Consider the following 23564-nt stretch of genomic DNA (forward strand, 5'->3'; position numbering starts at 1 on the left):
CGTCGCCTGGGATAACCAGTCAACGACAGCACAGAGAAGCCGACTCGACAATGGATCAATTCGCCAAAGAGACTATCCCGATTTCCCTCGAAGAAGAGATGCGCAAGAGTTACCTCGATTATGCAATGAGCGTGATCGTGGGGCGGGCGCTTCCAGATGTGCGTGACGGCCTCAAGCCGGTGCATCGCCGCGTTCTGTTTGCGATGCACGAGACCAATAATGTCTGGAACCGCCCCTATGTAAAATGTGCGCGCGTCGTGGGTGAGGTCATGGGTAAGTACCACCCGCACGGCGACCAGGCGATCTACGACACGCTGGTACGAATGGCGCAGGACTTTTCTTTGCGCTATACCTTGGTGGACGGTCAGGGCAACTTCGGCTCGGTTGACGGCGACAACGCGGCAGCGATGCGTTATACCGAGTGCCGTCTCGACAAGATTTCCAGTGAACTGCTGGCCGACATCGAGAAGGATACGGTCGATTTTGTTCCTAACTACGACGGCAAGGAAAAAGAGCCGTCGGTGCTGCCGACGCGGATACCCAATCTGTTGATCAATGGGTCCTCCGGTATTGCAGTCGGCATGGCGACCAACATTCCCCCGCATAACATCACCGAAGTCATCGACGGCGCCTTGCACGTATTGCGCACGCCGGAATGCACGATCGATGATCTGATCGAAATCATTCCCGCACCCGACTTCCCGACTGCCGGCATCATTTACGGCGTGTCTGGCGTGCGCGACGGTTATCGTACCGGCCGCGGACGTGTGGTCATGCGTGCAAAGACGCATTTCGAGGAATTCGGCAAGGACAACCGAACCGCGATCATCGTGGACGAACTGCCGTACCAGGTGAACAAGAAGTCGCTGCTGGAACGCATTGCCGAACTGGTGCGCGACAAGAAGCTGGAAGGTATTTCTGACATTCGCGACGAGTCCGACAAGTCGGGCATGCGGGTGGTTATTGAACTCAAGCGTGGCGAAGTGCCCGAAGTGGTGCTGAATAACCTGTACAAGCAGACGCAGTTGCAGGATACCTTCGGCATGAACATGGTTGCCCTGGTGGACGGTCAGCCGAAGCTGCTGAACCTGAAGCAGATGCTGGAGTGCTTCCTGTCGCATCGCCGCGAAGTCGTCACCCGCCGTACGGTGTTCGAATTGCGCAAGGCGCGCGAGCGCGGTCACGTGCTGGAAGGCCTGGCTGTCGCATTGGCCAATATTGACGATTTCATCGCGATCATCAAGGCTGCACCGACGCCACCGATCGCGAAATCCGAATTGATGGCGCGTGCATGGGATTCTTCGCTGGTGCGCGAAATGCTTGCCCGTACCGGTGCTGAAAATGCCGGCGGTATTGAAGCCTTCCGACCCGAGAATCTGCCCAAGCACTACGGCATCCAGCCGGATGGACTTTACAAGCTGTCCGATGAGCAGGCGCAGGAAATCCTGCAAATGCGATTGCAGCGCCTGACCGGCCTAGAGCAGGACAAGATTGTCAACGAGTACAAGGAAGTCATGGCGCAGATCGCCGACTTGCTCGACATCCTCGCCAAACCGGAACGCGTCACGGCGATCATCACTGACGAACTGACGGCAGCAAAGAACGAATACGGCGATGGCAACAAGGACATACGCCGCTCGCAAATCGAGTTGAACGCGACCGACCTCGGAACCGAAGACCTGATCACGCCGCAGGACATGGTGGTGACGCTCTCGCACACTGGTTACATGAAATCGCAGCCGGTATCGGAATACCGCGCGCAAAAACGTGGCGGCCGCGGCAAGCAGGCGATGGCAACCAAGGAAGACGACTGGATCGACCAGCTTTTCATTGCGAACACGCATGACTACATCGTGTGCTTCTCGAATCGGGGCCGTTTGTACTGGCTGAAGGTGTGGGAAGTGCCGCAAGGCTCGCGCAACTCGCGCGGCAAGCCTATCGTCAACATGTTCCCGCTGCAGGATGGCGAGAAGATTACCGTGGTATTGCCGCTCTCCGGGGAAAATCGCACCTTCCCCGAAGACCGCTATGTGTTCATGTCGACCAGCCTCGGCACTGTCAAGAAAACGCCGCTGACCGAATTCAGCAATCCGCGCAAAGCCGGCATTATTGCAGTCGATCTCGATGAAGGCGATTTCCTGATCGGTGCGGCGCTCACCGACGGCAAGCATGACGTGATGCTGTTCTCCGATTCCGGTAAGGCGGTGCGTTTCGATGAAAACGACGTGCGTCCGATGGGACGCAATGCGCGCGGTGTGCGTGGGATGAGCCTGGAAGAAGGCCAGCAAGTCATTGCTTTGTTGGTCGCCGAGAACGAACAGCAGTCGGTGTTGACCGCGACCGAAAACGGTTTCGGCAAACGAACGCCTATTCTCGAGTACACACGCCATGGCCGCGGCACCAAGGGCATGATCGCGATTTCGACCAGCGAGCGTAACGGCAAGGTCGTGGCGGCAACCCTGGTTGAGCCGAACGACGAAATCATGATGATCACCACCGGTGGCGTGCTGATCCGTACCCGGGTGTCCGAGATTCGCGAAATGGGTCGTGCAACGCAAGGCGTGACACTGATCGCGGTGGAAGACGGCACCAAGCTGAGCGGCTTGCAGCGCATCGTTGAATCCGATGTGGAAGAAGAAAACGGCGGCGCGGAGGAAGAATGACACGCGTCTATAACTTCTCCGCAGGCCCGGCTGTGCTGCCTCAGGACGTGCTGCAGCAAGCGGCCGAAGAAATGCTCGACTGGCATGGCAGCGGCATGTCGGTGATGGAGATGAGCCATCGCGGCAAGGAATTCATTTCCATTTATGAAGCAGCAGAGCGCGATTTTCGCGAATTGCTCGGCGTGCCGGCAAACTACAAGATCCTGTTCTTGCAAGGCGGCGGCATCGGCGAAAATGCGATCGTGCCACTGAATCTGGTGGCTCGAAAGTCGCAGCCGGCGGTAGTCGACTTCGTGAATACCGGCTCGTGGTCTTCCAAGTCGATCAAGGAGGCGAAGAAATATTGCACGGTCAATGTCGCCGCTTCGTCCGAGGCACAGAAATTTACCGTGATTCCGCCGCGTGACAGCTGGAAGCTGTCGAAAGACGCTGCCTACGTCCATATTTGCACCAATGAAACCATCGACGGTGTCGAATTCCAGTACACACCGGAGATTGGTGCCGAGACTGGAAATGCGCCGCTGGTGGCCGACATGTCGTCGCACATCCTGTCGCGTGCAGTCGATGTGTCGAAGTACGGCGTCATCTTTGGCGGTGCGCAAAAGAACATCGGCCCGGCCGGCCTCACATTGGTGATTGCGCGCGATGACCTGATTGGTCATGCGTTGTCTATTTGTCCGTCGGCCTTCGACTGGAAACTGGTTGCTGAAAACCATTCGATGTACAACACGCCGCCGACGTATTCAATTTACATCGCCGGCCTGGTGTTCCAGTGGTTGAAGAAGCAGGGCGGGGTCGCAGCGATGGAGCAGCGCAACATCGCCAAGGCGGCATTGTTGTACGACTACTTTGACTCGACTGATTTCTACAGCAACAAGATTGCGAAGGATTGCCGTTCCCGCATGAACGTGCCGTTCTTCCTGCGCGACGAGTCCCTGAACGATATCTTTCTCGCCGGCGCGAAGGAACGTCACCTGCTGCAGCTGAAAGGCCACAAGTCCGTCGGCGGCATGCGTGCATCGATCTACAATGCGATGCCCGTCGAAGGGGTGCAGGCGCTGGTCGATTATTTGAAAGAATTTGAAAAGAAGCACGGCTGACGCCGTTACGGCGACGGGGGCAAACCGGCGATGCGCATTGCATGCAGTCAGGCGTGCGTATTCCTGCAAGTAGCTGTGCCTGCCGCGCACCTGAATGACCTCATACAATGATGACGGACGATAAACTTAAACCCTTGCGGGAACAGATCGATGCGATCGATGCCCAGCTGCTCGATCTCTTGAACCGGCGCGCACGCGTTGCGCAGGCAGTCGGCCACGTCAAGGCGGAAACCAATGCGCCGGTGTTCCGCCCGGAGCGTGAAGCGCACGTGTTGCAGAAGGTTGCCGACAATAACGGCGGTCCGCTGCATAGCGGCGATGTTCAGACGATTTTTCGCGAAATCATGTCGGCTTGCCGTGCGCTGGAACGTCGGGTGAACGTTGCTTATCTCGGTCCTGCGGGCACCTTCAGCGAACAGGCGGTTTACCAGCAATTCGGTCATGCGGTCGAAGGCGTGCCTTGCGCATCCATCGATGAAGTGTTCCGTGCAACCGAAGCGGGGACCGCGGACTTTGGCGTCGTGCCTGTGGAAAATTCATCCGAGGGCGCCATCAACCGCACGCTCGATTTGCTGTTGCAGACCACGCTGTCGATCAGCGGCGAACTGTCGATTCCCGTGCATCACAGCCTGATGACAGGCAGCGGCAATATGGAAGGCGTCATTCGCATCTGCGCGCATTCGCAAGCGCTGGCGCAATGCCATACCTGGCTCAATCAGAACTATCCACGAATCGAACGCCAGGCCGTTGCTTCCAACGGCGAAGCGGCACGCCTTGCAAGCGAAGATCCGACGACAGCCGCCATCGCTGGTGAAATCGCTGGCCAGCGCTATAACCTCGGCGTGGTGAAAGCTCATGTCCAGGACGATCCGCACAATCGCACCCGGTTTGCCGTCATCGGTCGATTGCAGCCCACGCCCAGCGGCAGGGACCAGACCTCGCTGGTGCTTGCAGTGCCCAACAAGGCGGGCGCGGTACACAACCTGCTTGCGCCGCTGGCTAAGCACGGCGTATCGATGACTCGGTTCGAATCGCGGCCCGCACGTATCGGCACCTGGGAATACTACTTCTACGTTGACGTGGAAGGACATGCCCAAGACGACAAGGTCATCAATGCGCTGGCCGAGCTCAAGCAGAATGCGGCTTTCTTCAAGGTTCTCGGTTCTTATCCATTCAGTCTTTATTGATTGCCGGCCGATTGTATGGGGAGCACGATTCCCCAATGCGGCCGTGTCGGCAGCTTATTTTTTGGAAACCATCATGACTATTCAATTCGGTCCCGATTACGTTCGTGCCATCGCTCCTTACCAAGGAGGCAAGCCGATCGCTGAAGTGGCGCGCGAGTTTGGCCTTGACGAAGCAAAAATCATCAAGCTAGCGTCCAATGAAAATCCGCTCGGCATGCCCGATTCCGCGAAACAAGCCATGCTTGCCGCGATGGGCGATATCGGCCGCTATCCGGACTCCAACGGTTTCGACCTGAAGCAGACCATCATCAACAAGTACAAGGTACCTGCAGACTGGATCACGCTGGGCAACGGCAGCAACGACATTCTCGAACTGGCTGCACATGCCTTCGTGCAACCGGGACAGTCGGTGGTATATGCGCAGTATTCATTTGCCGTGTATGCACTCGCGACGCAGGCGATCGGTGCGCGCGCAATCGTCGTGGCTGCCAAAGATTACGGGCACGATCTGCCCGCGATGGCGAAAGCGATTACCGCCGACACGCGACTGGTCTTCATCGCCAATCCAAACAATCCGACCGGGACCTTTATTCCGGCCGCCGAAATCGAGGCCTTCCTTGCCAAGGTGCCGCAAGACGTGGTTGTCGTGCTTGACGAAGCCTATAACGAATATCTCGCTCCGGAACTGCAATACGACTCGATAGCATGGGTGCAGCAGTATCCCAATCTGCTCGTGTCGCGCACGCTGTCCAAGGCATACGGCCTGGCCGGGCTGCGTGTCGGTTTCGGCATCGCCCAGCCTGTCATCACGGATTTGCTGAACCGCATTCGCCAGCCGTTCAACGTCAATTCGATGGCACAGGCAGCCGCCGTTGCGGCGCTGAATGACAGCGCATTCCTGCAAAAGAGTGCGCAACTGAATGCCGAGGGCTACCAACAGCTGACACAGGCATTCGATGCGATGGATCTCGAATACGTCAAGTCGTATGGCAATTTTGTGCTGGTGCGGGTTGGAAGCGACGATGCCGCCGGTGCGCGGGTCAATCTCGAATTGCTCAAGCGTGGCGTCATTGTCCGGCCCGTCGGCAACTACGGCTTGCCGCAATGGCTGCGCATCTCCATAGGCTTGCCGCAAGAAAACGCGGCATTCATCAAAGCGCTGAAAGCCGTTCTGTCCTGACGCAATCCTTTTGCCTGGCAACTCATTGTGTTCAAAAAAATATCAATTTTTGGTGTAGGCCTGATTGGCGGTTCATTCGCACTGGCACTCAAAAAAGCAGGTGTCGTTGACAAAGTCATCGGCGCTGGTCGTCGGATGGAAACGCTGGAGCGGGCCAGGCAGCTCGGCATCATCGATGTGGCCAGCAACTCGGTGGCGGAAGCAGTTGTCGACGCTGACCTGATTCTGGTCGCGGCCCCAGTTGCCCAAACTGAAGCCATCCTCGCTTCGATCGCACCGCACTTGCAGCCGGGTACCGTGGTCACCGATGCGGGCAGCACCAAGGGCGATGTCGTCGCGGCTGCACGCAGTGCGCTCGGCGACAAGATCGCGCAGTTCGTGCCGGGACATCCGATCGCCGGTCGCGAGCAAAACGGACCAGAGGCTGCAATTGTCGATTTGTATGTCGGCAAGAAAGCGGTGTTGGCGCCGCTACCCGAAAATACCGAAGAATCCGTCGAGCGCGTCGCGGCCGCTTGGAAACATTGCGGCGCGATCATCCATCGGTTGAGTGCCGAAGAGCACGACCGCGTGTTCGCTGCCGTCAGTCACTTACCCCACCTGCTGGCCTATGCCCTTGTCGACGATATCGCACGCAAGCCGCATGCGGATCTGCTCTTCCAGTACGCAGCGAGCGGGTTTCGCGACTTCACGCGGATTGCAGGCTCGTCGCCGGAAATGTGGCGTGATATTTCCCTGGCGAACCAGACTGCATTGTTGAGCGAGCTGGACGCTTATATGGAACAACTGACAGGTCTGCGGGCTCTACTGGCCCGGCAGGACGGGCAAGCCATCGAAGCGGTCTATGCAAACGCGCAACGCGCTCGGCATAACTGGATCAAGACGATCGAGGCGGCCGAACAACAGAACAAACAGGGCGGCGATTAATGAAGACTCATCCACATCATCTCGACTTGCAGCCGGCGCTACGGGCGCAGGGAACAGTACGCCTGCCCGGTTCCAAGAGCATTTCCAATCGAACCTTGCTGCTAGCGGCACTCGCGCAGGGTACGACCCGTATTCATGACCTGCTCGCGTCCGACGATACCCATGTGATGCTGATGGCCCTGCAAAAGCTGGGCGTGCAGTGGGAGCAGGTCGGCGAGTCGCAGGAATATATCGTGCATGGCGTCGATGGCGTTTTGCCTATCCATCAGGCAGACCTGTTCATGGGCAATGCGGGCACCGCGATCCGTCCGCTGACGGCTGCATTGGCCGCAATCGGGGGCGATTACACCTTGCACGGCGTTTCGCGCATGCATGAACGGCCGATCGGCGACCTGGTCGATGCGCTCAATGCCGTCGGCATGCGCATCGAATATACCGGTCAGCAGGGATTTCCACCCTTGCATATTCGTCGCGGCCAGATTCATACGCGCCGCATGCAGGTCAGAGGTAATGTCTCCAGCCAGTTTCTGACGGCGCTGCTGATGGCGGCTCCGCTGATGGCGCGCGAAGAGGTGGTAACGATCGACGTGATCGGCGATCTTATTTCAAAGCCTTATATAGAGATCACGCTCAATCTCATGCGCCGTTTCAGCGTCGAAGTCGAACGCGACGGATGGCAATCGTTCAGCATTCCTGCGGGGCAGCGATATGTCAGTCCTGGTGAAATCCATGTCGAAGGCGATGCCTCGTCGGCATCCTATTTCCTTGCGGCCGGTGCAATCGCCGGCGGACCGGTACGGGTGGAAGGCGTGGGCCGCGACAGCATCCAGGGTGATGTACGGTTTGTCGAAGCGCTCGAGCAAATGGGCGCGACCATCACCATGGGCGACAACTGGATGGAAGCGACGTCCAACGGCGTGCTCAAGGCAATCGACGCCGACTTTAATCATATTCCCGATGCGGCGATGACGATCGCCGTTGCGGCCCTGTATGCCGACGGCCCCAGCACGCTGCGCAATATCGGTAGCTGGCGCGTCAAGGAAACCGACCGCATCGCGGCAATGGCCACCGAACTGCGCAAGGTCGGCGCGGTCGTGGAAGAGGGCGACGACTATCTGCGCGTCACGCCTCCTGAGCAGATCAAGGCGGCAGCGATCGATACCTATGATGACCATAGGATGGCGATGTGTTTCTCGCTCGCCTCACTGGACGGCGCGGCACGTCGCGGCGCACCCGTCAGGATCAATGATCCTAAATGCGTCGCAAAAACCTTTCCTGACTATTTCGATGCCTTTGCCGCGATAACCCGCGGCGAACTGATCTGAGCGCAAGCGGACTTTACAATGCACACCCATCCGATTCCCGTCATCACGATAGACGGGCCGACCGCTTCCGGTAAAGGTACTGTCGCCCACCGGGTGGCGTTACAACTCGGTTTTCATTTTCTGGATTCCGGCTCACTTTACCGGCTTACTGCATTGAGCGCCTTGCGTCATCAGGCCAGCTTGAACGACGAACATGCCTTGGCCAAGCTTGCTGAAAAGCTGCCCTGCAAATTCGTCGGCGACCAAGTGTGGCTGGCCAATGAAAATGTCACTTCCGCCATTCGCGCTGAGGAAGTTGGCAATACGGCATCGAAGATTGCCGTTCTGCCAACCGTGCGCCGTGCGCTCGTCGGGCTGCAACTCGGCTTCCGGGCAGCGCCGGGACTGGTAGCCGACGGCCGCGACATGGGGACCGTCATCTTTCCGCAAGCAACGGTCAAAGTCTTCCTCACGGCAAGTGTGGAAGCACGTGCATATCGGCGGCATAAGCAATTGATTGACAAGGGTTTTCCTGCTACTATGGAAGACCTTCTCAAGGATTTGAGGGAGCGTGATGCGCGCGATTCCGGTCGCGCCATCGCCCCGTTGAAGCCGGCGGATGGGGCGTATATTCTGGACACTTCGGATATGACTGCAGATCAGGCAGTCGAGCAGGTGCTTCGGTGGTACGCAGCTGTAAAAAAACATGCGTAATCATTACGCTGCTTTTGTAGTGCGATTGGTGTCCGTCCTGGCGCAAGGCCTTGATGGATGTTGATAAACCTGACCCAGTATGCGATCGAAAAATTCCGATGGTGACTGGCTAACCCCTTTTCTAACTTATGTCTACTGCGCAACAAGAATCAACCGGTATGGAAAGCTTTGCAGCCCTGTTCGAGGAGTCGCTCTCCCGTCAGGACATGCGTTCCGGTGAAGTGATTTCTGCTGAAGTCGTTCGTCTCGACCACAACTTCGTGATCGTCAACGCCGGCCTGAAATCCGAAGCTTTCATCCCCGTCGAAGAATTCAAGAACGACAACGGCGAACTCGAAGTCCAGGTTGGCGACTTCATCTCCGTTGCGATCGAATCGCTGGAAAACGGCTTTGGCGACACTATCCTGTCGCGCGACAAGGCCAAGCGTCTGGCATCGTGGCTCTCGCTCGAAAAAGCGATGGAGTCTGGCGAGATCGTTACCGGCACAGTCAATGGCAAGGTCAAGGGCGGTCTGACCGTTCTGACCAACGGCATCCGCGCCTTCCTCCCGGGTTCGCTGGTCGACACCCGTCCGGTCAAGGACACCACGCCGTACGAAGGCAAGACCATGGAGTTCAAGGTCATCAAGCTGGACCGCAAGCGCAACAACGTTGTGCTGTCCCGCCGCGCCGTCATCGAAGCATCGATGGGCGAAGAGCGCGCCAAGCTGATGGAAACCCTGAAGGAAGGTACTGTCGTCACCGGTATCGTCAAGAACATCACCGACTACGGTGCGTTCGTTGACCTCGGAGGCATCGACGGCCTGCTGCACATCACCGACCTCGCATGGCGTCGTGTGCGTCACCCGTCCGAAGTCCTGTCTGTCGGCCAGGAAATCACTGCCAAGGTCCTCAAGTACGATCAGGAAAAGAACCGCGTTTCGCTGGGCGTCAAGCAACTGGGCGACGATCCTTGGACCGGTCTGTCCCGTCGTTACCCGCAAGGTACACGCCTGTTCGGCAAGGTTACCAACCTGACCGACTACGGTGCGTTCGTTGAAGTCGAACAGGGCATCGAAGGTCTGGTACACGTTTCCGAAATGGACTGGACCAACAAGAATGTGGCTCCGAACAAGGTTGTCCAGCTGGGCGACGAAGTGGAAGTCATGGTTCTGGAAATCGACGAAGAGCGTCGCCGTATCTCCCTCGGCATGAAGCAGTGCAAGCCGAATCCTTGGGATGACTTCGCGATGTCGCACAAGAAGGGCGACAAGGTTCGCGGCGCGATCAAGTCGATCACCGACTTCGGCGTGTTCATCGGCCTGGCAGGCAACATCGATGGTCTGGTGCACCTGTCCGACCTGTCCTGGACTGAAGCTGGCGAAGAAGCCGTTCGCAAGTTCAAGAAGGGCGACGAGCTGGAAGCTGTCGTTCTGGCAATCGATGTCGAGCGTGAGCGTGTTTCACTGGGCGTCAAGCAACTTGAAGGCGACCCGTTCAACAACTTTGCTGCAATGAACGACAAGGGCGCTATCGTAACCGGTACCGTCAAGTCGGTTGAGCCGAAGGGCGCCGTGATTCAGTTGTCCGAAGAAGTTGAAGGCTATCTGCGTGCGTCCGAAATCTCCCGTGATCGCGTGGAAGATGCCGGTACACACCTGAAGGTCGGCGACAAGGTTGAGGCTCTGGTCATCAACATCGACCGCAAGGCACGCAGCATCCAGCTGTCGATCAAGGCAAAGGACAATGCTGAAACGCAGGAAGCCATGCAGAAGATGTCTGCTGATTCCAATGCGGCTTCCGGCACCACCAGCCTTGGTGCATTGCTGAAAGCTAAGCTCGACAACAAGCAGTAAGTATCGAGAGTAATACATGACGAAGTCGGAGCTGATTGCCCGTCTGGCCGAGCGTTATCCGCAACTGGTAGCAAAGGATGCGGATTACGCGGTCAAAACTATCCTTGATGCAATGGCCGACGCCTTGTCGAACGGTCAGCGTATCGAAATTCGCGGATTCGGCAGTTTTGCGTTGAACAGCAGGCCGCCGCGTATTGGTCGCAATCCAAAATCGGGCGACAAGGTGATGGTCCCGGAAAAACGGGTGCCGCACTTCAAGCCCGGCAAGGAATTGCGCGAACGGGTAGACGCGATGGTAGGACAGCCAATCAAGGAAGATTGAGTCGCCACTTGCAGCGATAGACAGATACGGGCCACTGGCCGGTATAGTGAGCTTACTCGGCAAAACCAGAGCGCCGTAAGACGGCATCCTGATGAAGTCGACGCATTTTTGTTGTAGCGGATATTTGCAGGAAATCAAAACGGCATCCTCGGATGCCGTTTTTTTTCACGTACAATTTCATCTTCTTCTATACGCTCCAGCAACTTTTCATCTGCGACCGTATAAATCGGATCAGATACAAAAAGGAGCATCGCGGCATGAAAATTCTTTTTCGCATCGTAGCGGCAATCCTTTTCGTCGTTTTCTTTGGATTTGCACTGAAGAATACTCAAGAAGTTGCCTTGCGCTTCTTTTTTGATTACGAAATGCGTGGCCCGCTGGTTATGCTACTGCTCGCATTTTTTGCCGGTGGCGCTAGCCTTGGGATCCTCGCTATGCTGCCGACCGTATTCCGGCATCGACGTGAGTTGGCACGGCACAGGAAAACCATCACAACCATGGAACATGAACAGGTAGTGCAACAGCGCGCACGCGCGCAACCGCCACAACCTGACAGCGTGGTCAATAAATAATCTCCAACAACAAGAAACCGCATGGAATTTGAAACCTGGTGGCTGCTCGGCATCCCAGTCTTTTTCGGCCTGGGATGGATTGCCGCGCGCGTCGATATCAATCAATTGATCTCTGAATCCCGCAGTCTTCCACGAGGTTATTTCAAAGGTCTCAACTTTTTGCTTAACGAGCAGCCGGATAAAGCCATTGACGCTTTCATCGAGATCGTCAAGCTGGATCCCGAAACCATTGACCTTCATTTTGCGCTTGGCAATCTGTTCCGCCGGCGCGGTGAGATCGAACGCGCTATCCGCGTCCATCAAAACCTGCTGGCCCGGCCGGACTTGCCGCTGGAATCCAAAGTGCATTCGCAATACGAACTTGGACAGGACTATCTGAAAGCCGGATTGCTCGATCGCGCGGAAGAAACATTTAACGGCCTGGTCGATAGCCAGTACGGCGCACAGGCAAGACGCGCGCTCCTGGAAATCTACCAGCGGGAAAAGGAATGGATCCGCGCCATCGATGCGGCGCGTGCGTTGCAAGAGTCGGGTGCCGGCGCGCGGCAAAAGGAAATCGCGCAATTCTATTGCGAACTGGCACAGGATGAACTGGTGCACACCCATCCCGATGCCGCGCTTGCGATGCTGGACAAGGCGCTGGCAACCGACCGCAGTAATGTGCGTGCGGCGATGCTGATCGGCGATGCTTATCTCGCCAAGGGTGATACCGAAGCCGCGTTGATGGCGTGGCGCCGTGTGGAACAGCAAAGCGTACCGCATGTGGCGCTCGTGGCCCAGCGCCTGATGGATGGATATCGCGCCGTCGGAAGACCGCAGGAAGGTGTCAACCTGCTGAAAAACTATCTTGCGCAGGCGTCGTCGATCGACTTGCTTGAAGTCGTTTTCAAGGCAGTACTGGAACTCGACGGCGTCGATGCTGCCAATCAGTTGGTGAGCGATGAATTGCGGCGTATGCCGACCCTGCTGGGACTGGACAAATTCCTGGAAGCGAGATTGATGGAAGCGCCGCCTGAAGTGCGGCCCGAGCTATCGCTCGTGAAGAACCTGGTTCATGGGTATACGCAGAAACTGGCCCGCTACCAGTGCAATCATTGCGGTTTCAAGGCCCGTCAGTTTTATTGGCAGTGTCCAGGCTGCAGCCAGTGGGAATCCTATCCACCACGTCGTACGGAAGAACTGAATGTGATGAATTGAATTTTGCCTTTCAAGCCCCCTGATCGGCCAACCTGCAGTACGTGCTTGCCGCTGCCGGCAACATCAGAAGCATATCTCGGCGTAAAGGTCGTCGATCGCTTCGGAGATAATTTGAGCGGCCGGCATTTTGCGATCTGGGGTCTGGCGTTCAAGCCCAATACCGACGATATGCGCGAAGCACCGTCACGGGTACTGATTCACGAGCTGATTTCACCCGGAGCGACCGTCGCCGTCTATGATCCGCTTGCTTCGAAAGACGCACGCCACGTTCTTGAAGCGGATATGGGTGACATACCTGACGGTTATCAGCGCATCCGATTTTGCGATAATTCGAAGAATGCGTTGCAAGATGCCGACGCACTGATCATTATCACCGAGTGGAAAACATTTCGCAGTCCCGACTTTCAGCAAATCAAGGCCCTTTTAAAGAACCCCGTCATCTTCGATGGGAGAAACCTGTTCAAACCATGGGCAATGGCACATGCCGGTATTGAGTACCATGGCATCGGCCGCTCATCTACCAATGAATCATGAGTGAAACAACAATTTCTCTGAAGACGTCACGCGTGCTGGTCGTCGGCGATGTGATGCTGGACCGCTACTGGTTTGGTGAAGTCAATCGCATTTCCCCGGAAGCACCTGTCCCTGTAGTACGCATCGAGCGCCGCGAAGACCGACTCGGCGGTGCCGCAAATGTGGCGCGCAATGCAGTCGCCTTGGGTGCGCATACCGGATTGCTGGGGGTGGTCGGGCAGGATGAAGCCGGCGATGCCGTGCAACGGATGCTGACCGAACTGAACGTCAACGGCCATCTGAGTCGCGATAACTCGATTTCTACCATCATCAAGCTGCGTGTCATTGGGCGCCAGCAACAACTGCTGCGAGTCGACTTCGAACATCCGCCGACCGAAACCGTGCTGCGCGACAAGCTGACACGCTTCAATACCTTGCTGCCCGAATACGACGTGATCGTACTTTCCGATTACGCCAAGGGGAGCCTGGTTAATGTCGCCGAGATGATCGCCGCCGGCCGGGCGCTTGGCAAATGCATTCTGGTGGATCCCAAAGGAGAGGACTTCAGCCGTTACAAAGGGGCTTCCATCCTTACGCCTAACAAATCCGAAATGCGGCAAGTGGTCGGTTCCTGGAAGACGGAAGAAGAATTGACTGCCAAGGCGCAGCAGTTGAGGAAAACGCTGGAGCTGGAAGCCTTGCTGCTGACGCGCTCGGAAGAAGGCATGACCCTTTATACCGATCAGGCTGCCTTGCACATTCCCACCGTCGCGCGCGAAGTCTACGATGTGTCCGGAGCCGGGGACACGGTCATTGCAACCTTGGCTGCCATGCTGGGCGCAGGACGGCCGCTCGCTGAAGCGGTCTCGATTGCCAACCGTGCAGGTGGAATTGTCGTAGGCAAGCTTGGAACAGCTACGGTGACCAGTGAGGAACTATTCGGTAAGCACCCCTAAGGTCCGGCAAGTCAAAAAGTTAACATTTGGCTAATATATTTGTTGTATATTAGATAACCTTCCCGGGCGACATCCTGGGATTGTTAACTTTATCTATCTGGACTTTGGAGAAAAAATGTTGAAAAAACTACTGATTGCGCTCTCACTTATCATCACTTTCGGAACAGCCCTTGCACAGGTCGACGTCAATAAGGCGGATCAGGCCACATTAGAAGGTATCCGTGGCGTCGGGCCAAAGTTGTCGAAGGCCGTTCTCGATGAACGTAAGAAGGGCGGAGAGTTCAAGGATTGGAGCGATCTGGAGTCACGTGTGAAAGGCGTTGGCGATAAAAGCGCCGTCCGGCTTTCCAATGCTGGCCTGACCGTGAATGGTCAAAGTCGTCCAGGCGCTGCCCCGGCTGCGAAAGCCGACAAGCCCACACAAGCGAAAAAGGACATGAAAAAAGAAGACGCAAAGAAGGACGACATAAAAAAGTAATTCTGCGATAGTCGTTCGGCCCCGGAGACGATCGTTCCGGGGCTTTTTCATTTGACCTCCGGGCATTGCAGTATGCGGTAACGGCGGCACATGTTGCCGACTCCGATTAAAATGATGTTTTTATGGAAGCACCGAATCTGCCATGCCTTATCTGACTATAGAAGACACGATTGGCAACACGCCGCTCGTGCAGTTGAAACGACTTCCCGGCGAAGATGCAGCACGCCGCAATAATGTCATCCTGGGCAAGCTGGAAGGCAATAATCCGGCTGGATCGGTTAAGGACCGTCCCGCACTGTCGATGATCAAGCATGCCGAAGAGCGTGGAGAAATCAAGCCCGGCGATACGCTCATCGAGCCAACCAGTGGTAACACCGGGATTGCCCTTGCGATGGCGGCCTCCATACGCGGCTACAAAATGGTGTTGCTGATGCCCGAGAATCTAAGCGAAGAACGGCGCCAAAGCATGGCTGCATATGGCGCCAAGATCGTGCTTACTCCCAAAACGGGGGGTATGGAATATGCACGTGACCTTGCCGAACAAATGCAAAAGGAGGGGAAGGGCATCATCCTCGATCAGTTTGCCAATCCCGACAATCCCCGTTCCCACTATGAAGGTACGGGTCCCGAAATCTGGCGCGATACCGAAGGACGTATCACGCATTTCGTCAGCGCGATGGGGACTACCGGCACCATCATGGGGGTTTCACGTTTTCTCAGGGAAAAAAATCCGAAAGTGCGCATCGTTGGCGCCCAACCTGAAGAAGGTTCTCAGATCCCCGGCATTCGTAAATGGCCGGAAGCATATATGCCGAAAATCTTCGACAAGTCCGGTGTCGATCAGCTGGAATACGTTAGCCAGGCCGCTGCGGAACAGATGGCACGCCGGATGGCGGTAGAAGAGGGGATTTTTTGCGGTATTTCGGCTGCGGGCGCCTGCGAAGTCGCCTTGCGCGTCTCGCAGACGGTGGAAAATGCGACGATCGTATTTATCGTCTGCGACCGTGGCGACCGTTATCTCTCGACGGGAGTGTTTCCGGCTTGAGTGTGTGCTTTACCGGTCGCAATATGCGAAAGTATACTTGCGACCAGACGCGTGCAGAAGCATGTTTCACATGCTTGGTTGCGTGTCAGCCAACAGCGTTTTGCAGTAAAGGCTGGAGCAGGTTCAGAATGGGGAGCGTCCATAGCGGATGGAACGATGGTGCGTACGTCCGCCGTGTACTAATGGCGATAAGAATGCCGGGCCAAAAAGGGCACACTATCTATATGTGCACCTGGTCCGACTGAAACTTATTCCATATCGCCTGCAGGCGCATCCTTGGGCTTGAACTGCTTGTCGCTGATGCGGAATTTGTCGCGGCGATCACCCATGAGGATCCGCAAATCCTTGATGCTCAGGTCGCTGACTTCATGCATGCGGATTAGCAGAGAGGCGCCGACCGGCAGGCGGCGATGACGAATCTTGCTGATCACTGGGGGCGCAACTTCAAGAGCGCGCGACAAGGCAGCGTCATTCTTCAAATTCAGTTTTTCGATCAGCGCATCCAGCAAATTATTTGGATCGTATGCTACCTGATCTGCGAGTCGTGTACCGCGCTTCCCGTTTTCGTTATCGTCCATAACCTTGCCTAACTGAGTAGTCAATTCAATAATTCCCATATTGCAAGTTCATTGTACACAATAAAACTATTAGTGTAGAGACATGTTTCAACTTTGAAACATTATTCCTTTGACACACAATATGGGAAGCGAAAGATTCATGTCTTAAAGACATTAATTGCATCTACGCAATATAGTAACAAAATTCCATAATTACAATATTGATTTGATCTTGACTGCGTATGTAGCGGGGGTGACGCCATCATTCCAGCATATGCGCCACCGATTGCTTGCAAATATTCAACTGCATTCTAACGAAGCGGTCATTTGCGATTTTGATGCGTCGCAACGCTAGCCCGATGCGGCAAGTCTTGCGCAAACCTGACGGCTTACAGTGACTGGTCGTGTTTTGGCTCCGGTCCAACGTTCAAGGCAGCCCAGCCGTCTTTCCCCAGGCGCTTCATTGTTTCGATATTGTGTTCGAAAATGTCGCTGGCATCCGGAAAAGCCGCTACTGCGCGGTCGATGCTGTCCTCTCGTAACAGGTGAAGAATCGGATAGGGCGAACGATTGGTAAAGTTGTCGATGGCGTCCGGCTCGGAATCGGCAAATTGATAAGCAGGATGAAAACTGGCTATCTGGATTTCGCCCGTCAGGCCAAGCTCTTCCAGTACTGCGTCGGCGATGCTTAAAAAAGCGTTGTAGTCCAGGAATTCATTCAATACCCATGGATGCACTAGAACCGTGGTATCGATGACATCGGAGGCGCCGGCTTGCAAGCGTTGAAGTTCGCTTATCAGGTCCTGCATCAATTGATCCGTGTCGCGAGCGTCGCTCACTGCAAAGCGGATCTGCTGTTTGACATGCACAGCTTTTGCAAACGGACAAAGGTTAAGGCCGATGACCGCTTTCTCCAGCCAGCGGGTGGTCGCCGCAATGATTTCTCTAACGGGCGGCGTGAACTGCGATGGAGTGTCCTTGTCCGGGTCCAGGATAGTCATCAGATTCCAGTAACGTGAATGCAAAGCGCAGATTATCGCGCAACTGCATGATGGCGTCGGAATGCGCTTTACGGTACATTTGCGCCTCTACAATTTTGAATGACGCCGCAGCCATGGCCCTGAAATCAACCATTTTCAAAGCCGACCTTCAGGTCTCGGATATGGATCGTAATTATTACGGCACGCATGCGTTGACGATTGCGAGACATCCATCAGAGACCGACGAGCGCATGATGGTTCGCATACTCGCCTATGCATTGCATGCGCATGAGCTGCTTGCGTTTGGCAAGGGTCTCAGTACCGATGACGAACCGGACTTGTGGCAAAAAGACCTGACCGGCGCAATCGACTTATGGATCGAGGTCGGGCAGCCGGATGAAAAACGTTTGCTCAAAGCATGCGGACGCGCGGCCGAAGTGGTGGTGTATAGCTACAGTAGCGCAAGCAACGTATGGTGGAGCCAGTGCGCCGGCAAACTTGCGCGCGCGAAGAATCTTCGTGTGTTCAACCTGCCGGCGGACGCAAGTGCCGCGTTGTCATCGCTAGCACAGCGTACGATGCAGCTGCAGTGTACGGTGCAGGATGGTCAGATCTGGTTTAGCGGTGGCGACAATACCGTGCCAATCGAATTGTCGACATTCAAAGCTGACCGCGCATAACGAATCTTTTTCGGCATCCGGAATGCAGATTGCATACCGGATGCCTCCATCTTTATCGCGTGCGCGCCGCGCGCACCGCGCGTCCCAGATCGATGACCGACATCGCGTAGAAGAAACTGCGGTTGTACTGCGTAATGGCAAAGAAATTGGCCGCACCAAGCCAGTACTCGGTAGGCTCCCCACCGTTTTGCAGATCAACCAGGCCGAACTGCAAGTCGGCTGGCGGTTCCACGCCAGGCGTCACGCCTGCTGCCTTGAGTTCATCAAGCCTGAACTTGGCTTCGAGCCCCTGATTAATAAACATGTCCCAGCTGCGTCCGTTATCGGTGGCAGCAACCATGGCTGGAAACACCATCGGTTCGCCGCGCTTCCAGCCATGTTCGACCAGGAAGTTGGCAACGCTGCCGATGGCATCGACCGGAGAGCCGCGCAGATCGATTTTTCCGTCATCGCTGAAGTCGACCGCGAATTTACGTATGCTTCCCGGCATGAACTGCGGCCAGCCGATCGCACCGGCATAGGAGCCGAACAGTGAAAACGGATCGACATTCGTTTCGCGTGCAAGGAGCAGCGTGTTTTCCAATTCGCCGCGGAAGAACGCCATGCGCGCCTCGCGGTTCGGCGTCGGCGGATAGTCGAAGGCCAGCGTGGTCAGCGCATCCAGTACGCGGAAATTGCCGGTGTTGCGGCCGTACACGGTTTCGACGCCGATGATGCCGACAATGATTTCAGCAGGTACGCCATACCGTTCTTCGGCCTGGGCCAGCGCATCGGCATGCTTGTCCCAGAAGGCCAGGCCGGCATTGATGCGTACCGGTTCGACAAATCGCGCGCGATAGGCGCGCCAGTTCTTCGGCTTGCCGGGCGGCGCGGGTTTGATCAACTGGATAGTCGTATCGACATAGCGCACCTTCTTGAACATCGCTTCCAGCTCATCGCGATCGAACTGATGATTGGTTGCCATGCCGTCCATAAATGCCGCAACTTCTTTCCATTGCGTAAAGTTGGCGAACTCGCCAACCTCGTCGGGATTGGCGACAACCTTGCGAACAGGGGGCTGAGCAGTTTTTTTTGTTGGCGGCTTGGCGCAGGAAGCAAGCGGAAAGACTAGGCCAACAACGAGAGCAGCCGCGACCGCTGAGCAGGTGGCGGACTGGGAAAATTTCATCGACATTCGGCTAACAGGGATTTCAATGTGGAGAGATGGCCCGGACGCATGTTGCTGCCGGGAGCGCCATACCTCACAGTTTCATAGAGTTCGAGAAAGCGCGCAAGGGCCGCCTTCGTTTCAGGTAGCAAGGGCGAGGCATTTTCGGTCAAACGTGTTGCATAGGCACGCGGTCCTTCATGGATTTCACGCGGCAAACCTTTGCGTGCCATGCGCTTGCAGAATTTTTGATAAATGGCATCGACCGGATCGCGTTTCTGTTGCTGCAATATCAAAGGCAAAACTACGACCGCAACAGCGGCAATGCCGAAGGCCACCATCACCGAGATCATCGTACGCCAATCGACATCGGGAAAGCCGATCGATTCAAAGAAGCGCTTTTGTTTTTGCGGGGTGTAATTCAATACCCACTGGTTCCAAGCATTGGTCATTGCGTCAAGATTTTGCCGTAACGACATCCATTTTTGAACAAGCAGGTTCCCAGACCCGTCCAGCGTAAGCAGGCCGCCAAATACACGACGAGGGATGACGCTGCCGAGATTCTGTTCGACCCGGCTCGGTGCGACGGCCGCAGTGGGGTCGATCCGCACCCAGCCGCGTCCCTTGAGCCAGACCTCGGCCCATGCGTGCGCATCGGATTGCCTGACCGTCATGTAGCCATCCGCCGGATTGACTTCACCACCCTGGTAACCGGTCACCACACGCGCAGGGATGCCGACAGCGCGCATCAGCACGACGAAAGCGCCGGAATAGTGTTCGCAAAATCCTGCGCGCGTATCGAACAGGAATTCGTCGACAGCGTGGCGGCCAAGCGTCGGCGGCTCCAGCGTGTAACGAAAATTTTGCTCTCGAAAATCCTTGAGTACCGCATCGATCAGATCGACGTTGGTCTGGGCATTCCGGCTCAGGCGGCCGGCGTAGTCGAGCGTACGCGGATTGAATCCTGTCGGCAGAGCGAGCCATTGCTGCAGACTTGCGGGTGCTTCATTCGGCTGCAAGCGATAGTTGCGATGTGAGACGGCATCGTAGCGCAGGCGGTCGGTGATTGCGGTCGATGCGGATAGCTGCAACTCTTGCGATGCGTTTGCCGCATTGCCTTCCAACTGCGGAAGCTGACGCGGCACGTCCAGGGCAAACAGCCAGCGGCGGCCATGAGGTTCGAGTGTGACCTGGTAATGAAGCGGCTGATCCAGAAAGTCGACATGGATGGTGCTGCGCCGTGGCAGACTCTGCTTCAGTGCAGTCCAGGTTCTACCATCGAAGTCGCTCAACACGATGCCGCGCCAGTACAACTGCACCTTTTCCGGCACGGTGTCGGCAAACTTGACCCGGAATGCGACATCGTCGGAATTCACAAGTTTGGAAATATTCCCGGGTGCCATGGACTCGGACAAGCCGGTGCGACCGCTGCCCTGAGCATCGCCGGGCATGCCCCATAACGGCCCTTCAATGCGCGGAAACAGCAGGAACAGCACCAGTGTCAGCGGCGCGGCCAAGCCGAGTATCGTCGCGCCGACACGCAGCCGCTTACGCAGAGGAGGCACTACCCCGGTGTATTGGAAAGAGACTTGCGTAGTCAGTAACGCGATCACTGCCGTTACCGTGATCAGCGCGGTGCCGATCGACTGCGAATAGAAGAAACTCGACAGGATCAAAAAGAAGTTAAGGAACAGCACGACAAACAGATCGCGCTTGGCATGCATTTCCAGCAGCTTCAAGGTCAGCAACAGGGTGAGCATCGCCACCCCGGCATCGCGGCCAAAGAAGGTTTTGTGGGTCCAGTAGACGCCGGCCATTGCCAGCATCGCGACCGGCAGCAACAGCCAGCGCGGCGGCATGCGGTTGCCGCGGAATGTCACCCAGCCGCGCCATCCGAGTAAGAGCGCGCAACAAGCCATGATCCATGCAGGCAGATGACTGGCATGAGGCAGCAGCACCAAGGCGCAGGCACCGAGCAGGAGCAGCGTATCCGCTTTTTCGCGCGACATCGGCCGGGAGGTGCCCGCAGCAATGGAGCGGAAGATGGCAGTCGGGGTTTTCATGCATCCATCCGATACAGCGCGAGCGCGGTCAGGCAGGCTTCGCGGTGCGCCGGTCCCAGCGCTGCGGCGTAGCTGATCTCGTCGAGCCGGAACGCATAGGCCACGCCGCGTGCTTCTGCTTCGATGACCCAGCGGGTCATGCGCGACAGCTTTTCTTCGATATCGAGCGAGTGGGGCAGCAGCGTCAGATCGATCGCGATTTCAGCGGCAGCGCCACCTTCAAAATGCTTGGTGACGAGCGTGCCGCCATAGTCCACATCGACCCGTGCAATCTGCCGCCATGCCAGCCGTTTAAGCGAGTCGCCGGCTTGATAGCCGCGGATGCCGGCAAAATCGTCGTATCCGGCCGCGCCTTGTCCGTCGTTCTGTTCCGTGGGCGCAAGCGGGAGTTCGGGAGGATTTTCTTCGGGACGCGGATAAACCAATACCCGCGCATCCGGCTGCCAGTAACTCCATGCGCGCAGCAGCCCAAGCGGAAACCGGGTTTGCAGGCGCACCCGTGGCGCCTGCAGCCAGCCGCGCTGTTGTGCCGGCGTCGACAGCAGCACGTGCCGGGTGGCATTGGCCGCAACATCGGCCGCCTGGGCCAGATCGGGGCGATCGTTCGCGACAAAGTCCAGCCAGAGTGCATACCTGTCGTATCGGCGGCGGTTGATCAGGTGGAGTTCGAATTGTGCTTCTTCGCCGGCAAACACGGAAGACGCGCGTCCGGCGACGAGATGCAGGTGTGCCAGGTTGCGGAAAGTGAGATGCATGTCGATCAGCGCACAGCCGGCCAGCAGGAAGGTAAAGCCGAAGCCCAGACTCAGGTTGTAATTGATCGATCCGATGAATAGCGTCAGCAGCATCACGCAGAACAGGATGCCGGGATGCGTCGGCACGATAAAGACCCGGCGCTGGTGCAGAAATACTTCACCCGGCTCCGCACCGCGGCGCCGGTACAGCCATTTGCTCAGGTGCCCGCGTATGCTGTGCTCGAAGCGGGCGTAGAGGGAAAGTGGTTTGATCACACCGGTACGGATTTCATCAATTGCAGGACCAGGTCACGGCTGCCCAGAGCTGAACTTCCGGCTGACTTGAGCGGCCGCAGCCGGTGCGCGGCAATCGGGACCAGCACCGCCTGCACGTCTTCGGGAATGGCATGGTTGCGGCCTTCCATGGCAGCCCATGCACGCGCTGCCTGCAGCAGCGCGATCGATGCGCGCGGGCTCAGGCCTTCCGCAAACAAGCCGCCCTGGCGCGATGCCTGGGCAATGGCTTGAATATAGTCGACCAGGGCGGGCGAAACATGCACTTCGCGCAGCGCCGTCTGCGCGCTCATCAGTTCTTCCGGCTGCATGGCCACCGGTAGTGTCTTGAGCATGGCGCGGCGGTCCTCACCCATCAGCAGCGCGCGTTCTGCCGCGGCGTCGGGATAGCCGAGCGAAAGACACATCAGGAACCGGTCGAGCTGCGATTCGGGCAACTGAAAGGTGCCGATCTGATGCGCCGGGTTTTGGGTGGCAATCACGAAATAGGGGCGAGGCAGATCGCGCGTAATGCCGTCCGCGGTCACTTGCCGTTCTTCCATTGCTTCCAGCAGCGCTGACTGGGTCTTCGGCGTTGCCCGGTTGATTTCGTCGGCGAGCAGCACCTGGGTGAAGACCGGTCCCGGGTGGAAAATGAAGCCATTCTTTTCGCGATTGAAGATCGAGATGCCGACCACGTCCGCCGGCAACAGGTCGCTGGTAAATTGCAGTCGATTGAATTTCATGCCCAGCGAGATTGCCAGTGCGTGCGCCAGGGTGGTCTTGCCGACGCCGGGAACGTCTTCGATCAGCAAATGGCCCCCGGCCAACAGACAGACGAGAGATTGACGAATTTGTACATCCTTGCCGACGACGACCTGACTGACTTGTTTGGCAACGGCGTGAAGTTTCGCGAACATGGGCTTCCGTGATAAGGGTGACATAGCGTAGCGCCATATCAGAAACAGCATTCTTCCGGGCAGGTGCTTACGAAAACGCAATTACTGCCTGTCCGGTTTGTCAACAAAAGGACTGTGGTGGCGCGTTTTCTTCGTTACACTATCAATAGCGGTTTTCGCCGGTACGGTACTGCGATATCGACGGGACCAGCTCAAGATTCTATTCGAGAACTGCCGC

General features: G+C 56.7%; 21 protein-coding genes and 1 pseudogene. 16 read left to right on the forward strand and 6 right to left on the reverse strand.

Translation table 11 applies throughout. The annotated features are described in order from the left end of the window. Positions 1–50 precede the first annotated feature (50 nt). The 15 genes and pseudogenes from gyrA to cysM all read left to right on the forward strand — a co-directional run bounded on the left by gyrA (position 51) and on the right by cysM (position 15993). On the forward strand, positions 51–2663 hold the full coding sequence (gene gyrA, locus D3871_RS04860) for a DNA gyrase subunit A (RefSeq protein ID WP_119767869.1): 2613 nt from the start codon (positions 51–53) through the stop codon (positions 2661–2663). Further along, positions 2660–3763 carry a 3-phosphoserine/phosphohydroxythreonine transaminase gene (serC, locus tag D3871_RS04865; RefSeq protein ID WP_119767870.1) on the forward strand — a complete coding sequence of 368 codons (1104 nt, stop codon included), beginning with the start codon at positions 2660–2662 and terminating at the stop codon, positions 3761–3763. Before gyrA ends, serC begins: the two co-directional genes overlap by 4 nt. A 110-nt stretch (positions 3764–3873) precedes the next feature. Continuing rightward, the gene (gene pheA / locus D3871_RS04870; RefSeq protein WP_119769896.1) at positions 3874–4950 is read left to right on the forward strand and encodes a prephenate dehydratase; all 1077 of its coding nucleotides are present in this window, start codon (positions 3874–3876) and stop codon (positions 4948–4950) included. Between the two features lie 73 nt (positions 4951–5023). Further along, a complete protein-coding gene (gene hisC / locus D3871_RS04875) occupies positions 5024–6130 on the forward strand; it encodes a histidinol-phosphate transaminase (protein ID WP_119767871.1) in 1107 nt (368 codons plus the stop codon). Positions 6131–6157: 27 nt separating this feature from the next. Next, positions 6158–7057: a prephenate dehydrogenase gene (locus D3871_RS04880; RefSeq protein WP_119767872.1), complete on the forward strand. Its 900-nt coding sequence runs from the start codon at positions 6158–6160 to the stop codon at positions 7055–7057. Beyond that, the gene (gene aroA / locus D3871_RS04885; protein WP_119767873.1) at positions 7057–8382 is read left to right on the forward strand and encodes a 3-phosphoshikimate 1-carboxyvinyltransferase; all 1326 of its coding nucleotides are present in this window, start codon (positions 7057–7059) and stop codon (positions 8380–8382) included. The genes D3871_RS04880 and aroA overlap by 1 nt, the downstream gene beginning before the upstream one ends. Positions 8383–8400: 18 nt before the next feature. Then, positions 8401–9075: a (d)CMP kinase gene (gene cmk / locus D3871_RS04890; protein ID WP_119767874.1), complete on the forward strand. Its 675-nt coding sequence runs from the start codon at positions 8401–8403 to the stop codon at positions 9073–9075. 128 nt (positions 9076–9203) lie between these two features. Continuing rightward, positions 9204–10910 carry a 30S ribosomal protein S1 gene (gene rpsA / locus D3871_RS04895; RefSeq protein ID WP_274381703.1) on the forward strand — a complete coding sequence of 569 codons (1707 nt, stop codon included), beginning with the start codon at positions 9204–9206 and terminating at the stop codon, positions 10908–10910. A gap of 16 nt (positions 10911–10926) precedes the next feature. Beyond that, positions 10927–11232: an integration host factor subunit beta gene (locus D3871_RS04900; protein WP_057289648.1), complete on the forward strand. Its 306-nt coding sequence runs from the start codon at positions 10927–10929 to the stop codon at positions 11230–11232. A gap of 257 nt (positions 11233–11489) precedes the next feature. Further along, positions 11490–11804 carry a LapA family protein gene (locus D3871_RS04905; protein WP_119769897.1) on the forward strand — a complete coding sequence of 105 codons (315 nt, stop codon included), beginning with the start codon at positions 11490–11492 and terminating at the stop codon, positions 11802–11804. Positions 11805–11825: 21 nt separating this feature from the next. Then, positions 11826–13001, forward strand: a complete 1176-nt coding sequence (gene lapB, locus D3871_RS04910) for a lipopolysaccharide assembly protein LapB (RefSeq protein WP_119767876.1) — start codon at positions 11826–11828, stop codon at positions 12999–13001. 75 nt (positions 13002–13076) lie between these two features. Next, a pseudogene (locus D3871_RS04915) lies at positions 13077–13535 on the forward strand (UDP binding domain-containing protein); the annotation flags it as partial. Then, positions 13532–14470, forward strand: a complete 939-nt coding sequence (rfaE1, locus tag D3871_RS04920; protein WP_119767878.1) for a D-glycero-beta-D-manno-heptose-7-phosphate kinase — start codon at positions 13532–13534, stop codon at positions 14468–14470. The pseudogene D3871_RS04915 and the gene rfaE1, both read left to right, overlap by 4 nt. A gap of 115 nt (positions 14471–14585) precedes the next feature. After that, the gene (locus D3871_RS04925) at positions 14586–14948 is read left to right on the forward strand and encodes a ComEA family DNA-binding protein (RefSeq protein ID WP_119767879.1); all 363 of its coding nucleotides are present in this window, start codon (positions 14586–14588) and stop codon (positions 14946–14948) included. 142 nt (positions 14949–15090) lie between these two features. Beyond that, positions 15091–15993, forward strand: a complete 903-nt coding sequence (cysM, locus tag D3871_RS04930) for a cysteine synthase CysM (RefSeq protein ID WP_119767880.1) — start codon at positions 15091–15093, stop codon at positions 15991–15993. A gap of 248 nt (positions 15994–16241) precedes the next feature. Here cysM and D3871_RS04935 read toward each other — a convergent pair whose 3' ends face one another. Then, complete coding sequence (locus D3871_RS04935; RefSeq protein WP_119767881.1) at positions 16242–16571, reverse strand: hypothetical protein; 330 nt, start codon at positions 16569–16571, stop codon at positions 16242–16244. A 368-nt stretch (positions 16572–16939) separates the two neighbouring features. Continuing rightward, on the reverse strand, positions 16940–17551 hold the full coding sequence (locus tag D3871_RS04940; protein ID WP_119767882.1) for a DUF1415 domain-containing protein: 612 nt from the start codon (positions 17549–17551) through the stop codon (positions 16940–16942). 113 nt (positions 17552–17664) lie between these two features. Between D3871_RS04940 and D3871_RS04945 the strand changes: the two genes are divergently transcribed. Next, positions 17665–18210, forward strand: coding sequence for a YaeQ family protein (locus D3871_RS04945; RefSeq protein WP_119767883.1), 546 nt, complete (start codon positions 17665–17667; stop codon positions 18208–18210). Between the two features lie 52 nt (positions 18211–18262). Here the strand turns inward: D3871_RS04945 and mltB are convergent, their stop codons facing one another. Genes mltB through D3871_RS04965 form a run of 4 tightly spaced genes read right to left on the reverse strand, consistent with a single transcriptional unit; the run spans position 18263 to position 23347 of the window. Next, positions 18263–19384: a lytic murein transglycosylase B gene (gene mltB / locus D3871_RS04950; protein ID WP_476638919.1), complete on the reverse strand. Its 1122-nt coding sequence runs from the start codon at positions 19382–19384 to the stop codon at positions 18263–18265. Then, positions 19375–21420 carry a transglutaminase TgpA family protein gene (locus tag D3871_RS04955; protein ID WP_119767884.1) on the reverse strand — a complete coding sequence of 682 codons (2046 nt, stop codon included), beginning with the start codon at positions 21418–21420 and terminating at the stop codon, positions 19375–19377. Before D3871_RS04955 ends, mltB begins: the two co-directional genes overlap by 10 nt. Continuing rightward, on the reverse strand, positions 21417–22430 hold the full coding sequence (locus D3871_RS04960; protein WP_338016832.1) for a DUF58 domain-containing protein: 1014 nt from the start codon (positions 22428–22430) through the stop codon (positions 21417–21419). Before D3871_RS04960 ends, D3871_RS04955 begins: the two co-directional genes overlap by 4 nt. Beyond that, the gene (locus D3871_RS04965; protein WP_119767885.1) at positions 22427–23347 is read right to left on the reverse strand and encodes an AAA family ATPase; all 921 of its coding nucleotides are present in this window, start codon (positions 23345–23347) and stop codon (positions 22427–22429) included. Before D3871_RS04965 ends, D3871_RS04960 begins: the two co-directional genes overlap by 4 nt. Positions 23348–23564: the final 217 nt, after the last annotated feature.

Source organism: Noviherbaspirillum saxi, assembly GCF_003591035.1.
Lineage (GTDB): Bacteria > Pseudomonadota > Gammaproteobacteria > Burkholderiales > Burkholderiaceae_D > Noviherbaspirillum > Noviherbaspirillum saxi.

Excerpts from the sequence above, each read along its gene's own strand:
- rfaE1 (WP_119767878.1), top strand. The coding sequence starts at position 13,532 with ATGAGTGAAACAACAATTTCTCTGAAGACGTCACGCGTGCTGGTCGTC.
- gyrA (WP_119767869.1), top strand. The coding sequence starts at position 51 with ATGGATCAATTCGCCAAAGAGACTATCCCGATTTCCCTCGAAGAAGAG.
- D3871_RS04940 (WP_119767882.1), bottom strand. The coding sequence starts at position 17,551 with ATGACTATCCTGGACCCGGACAAGGACACTCCATCGCAGTTCACGCCG.
- mltB (WP_476638919.1), bottom strand. The coding sequence starts at position 19,384 with ATGTCGATGAAATTTTCCCAGTCCGCCACCTGCTCAGCGGTCGCGGCT.
- rpsA (WP_274381703.1), top strand. The coding sequence starts at position 9,204 with ATGTCTACTGCGCAACAAGAATCAACCGGTATGGAAAGCTTTGCAGCC.
- D3871_RS04925 (WP_119767879.1), top strand. The coding sequence starts at position 14,586 with ATGTTGAAAAAACTACTGATTGCGCTCTCACTTATCATCACTTTCGGA.
- D3871_RS04900 (WP_057289648.1), top strand. The coding sequence starts at position 10,927 with ATGACGAAGTCGGAGCTGATTGCCCGTCTGGCCGAGCGTTATCCGCAA.
- hisC (WP_119767871.1), top strand. The coding sequence starts at position 5,024 with ATGACTATTCAATTCGGTCCCGATTACGTTCGTGCCATCGCTCCTTAC.
- aroA (WP_119767873.1), top strand. The coding sequence starts at position 7,057 with ATGAAGACTCATCCACATCATCTCGACTTGCAGCCGGCGCTACGGGCG.
- serC (WP_119767870.1), top strand. The coding sequence starts at position 2,660 with ATGACACGCGTCTATAACTTCTCCGCAGGCCCGGCTGTGCTGCCTCAG.
- pheA (WP_119769896.1), top strand. The coding sequence starts at position 3,874 with ATGACGGACGATAAACTTAAACCCTTGCGGGAACAGATCGATGCGATC.
- D3871_RS04945 (WP_119767883.1), top strand. The coding sequence starts at position 17,665 with ATGGCCCTGAAATCAACCATTTTCAAAGCCGACCTTCAGGTCTCGGAT.
- D3871_RS04905 (WP_119769897.1), top strand. The coding sequence starts at position 11,490 with ATGAAAATTCTTTTTCGCATCGTAGCGGCAATCCTTTTCGTCGTTTTC.
- lapB (WP_119767876.1), top strand. The coding sequence starts at position 11,826 with ATGGAATTTGAAACCTGGTGGCTGCTCGGCATCCCAGTCTTTTTCGGC.
- D3871_RS04965 (WP_119767885.1), bottom strand. The coding sequence starts at position 23,347 with ATGTTCGCGAAACTTCACGCCGTTGCCAAACAAGTCAGTCAGGTCGTC.
- D3871_RS04935 (WP_119767881.1), bottom strand. The coding sequence starts at position 16,571 with ATGGACGATAACGAAAACGGGAAGCGCGGTACACGACTCGCAGATCAG.
- cmk (WP_119767874.1), top strand. The coding sequence starts at position 8,401 with ATGCACACCCATCCGATTCCCGTCATCACGATAGACGGGCCGACCGCT.
- cysM (WP_119767880.1), top strand. The coding sequence starts at position 15,091 with ATGCCTTATCTGACTATAGAAGACACGATTGGCAACACGCCGCTCGTG.
- D3871_RS04955 (WP_119767884.1), bottom strand. The coding sequence starts at position 21,420 with ATGAAAACCCCGACTGCCATCTTCCGCTCCATTGCTGCGGGCACCTCC.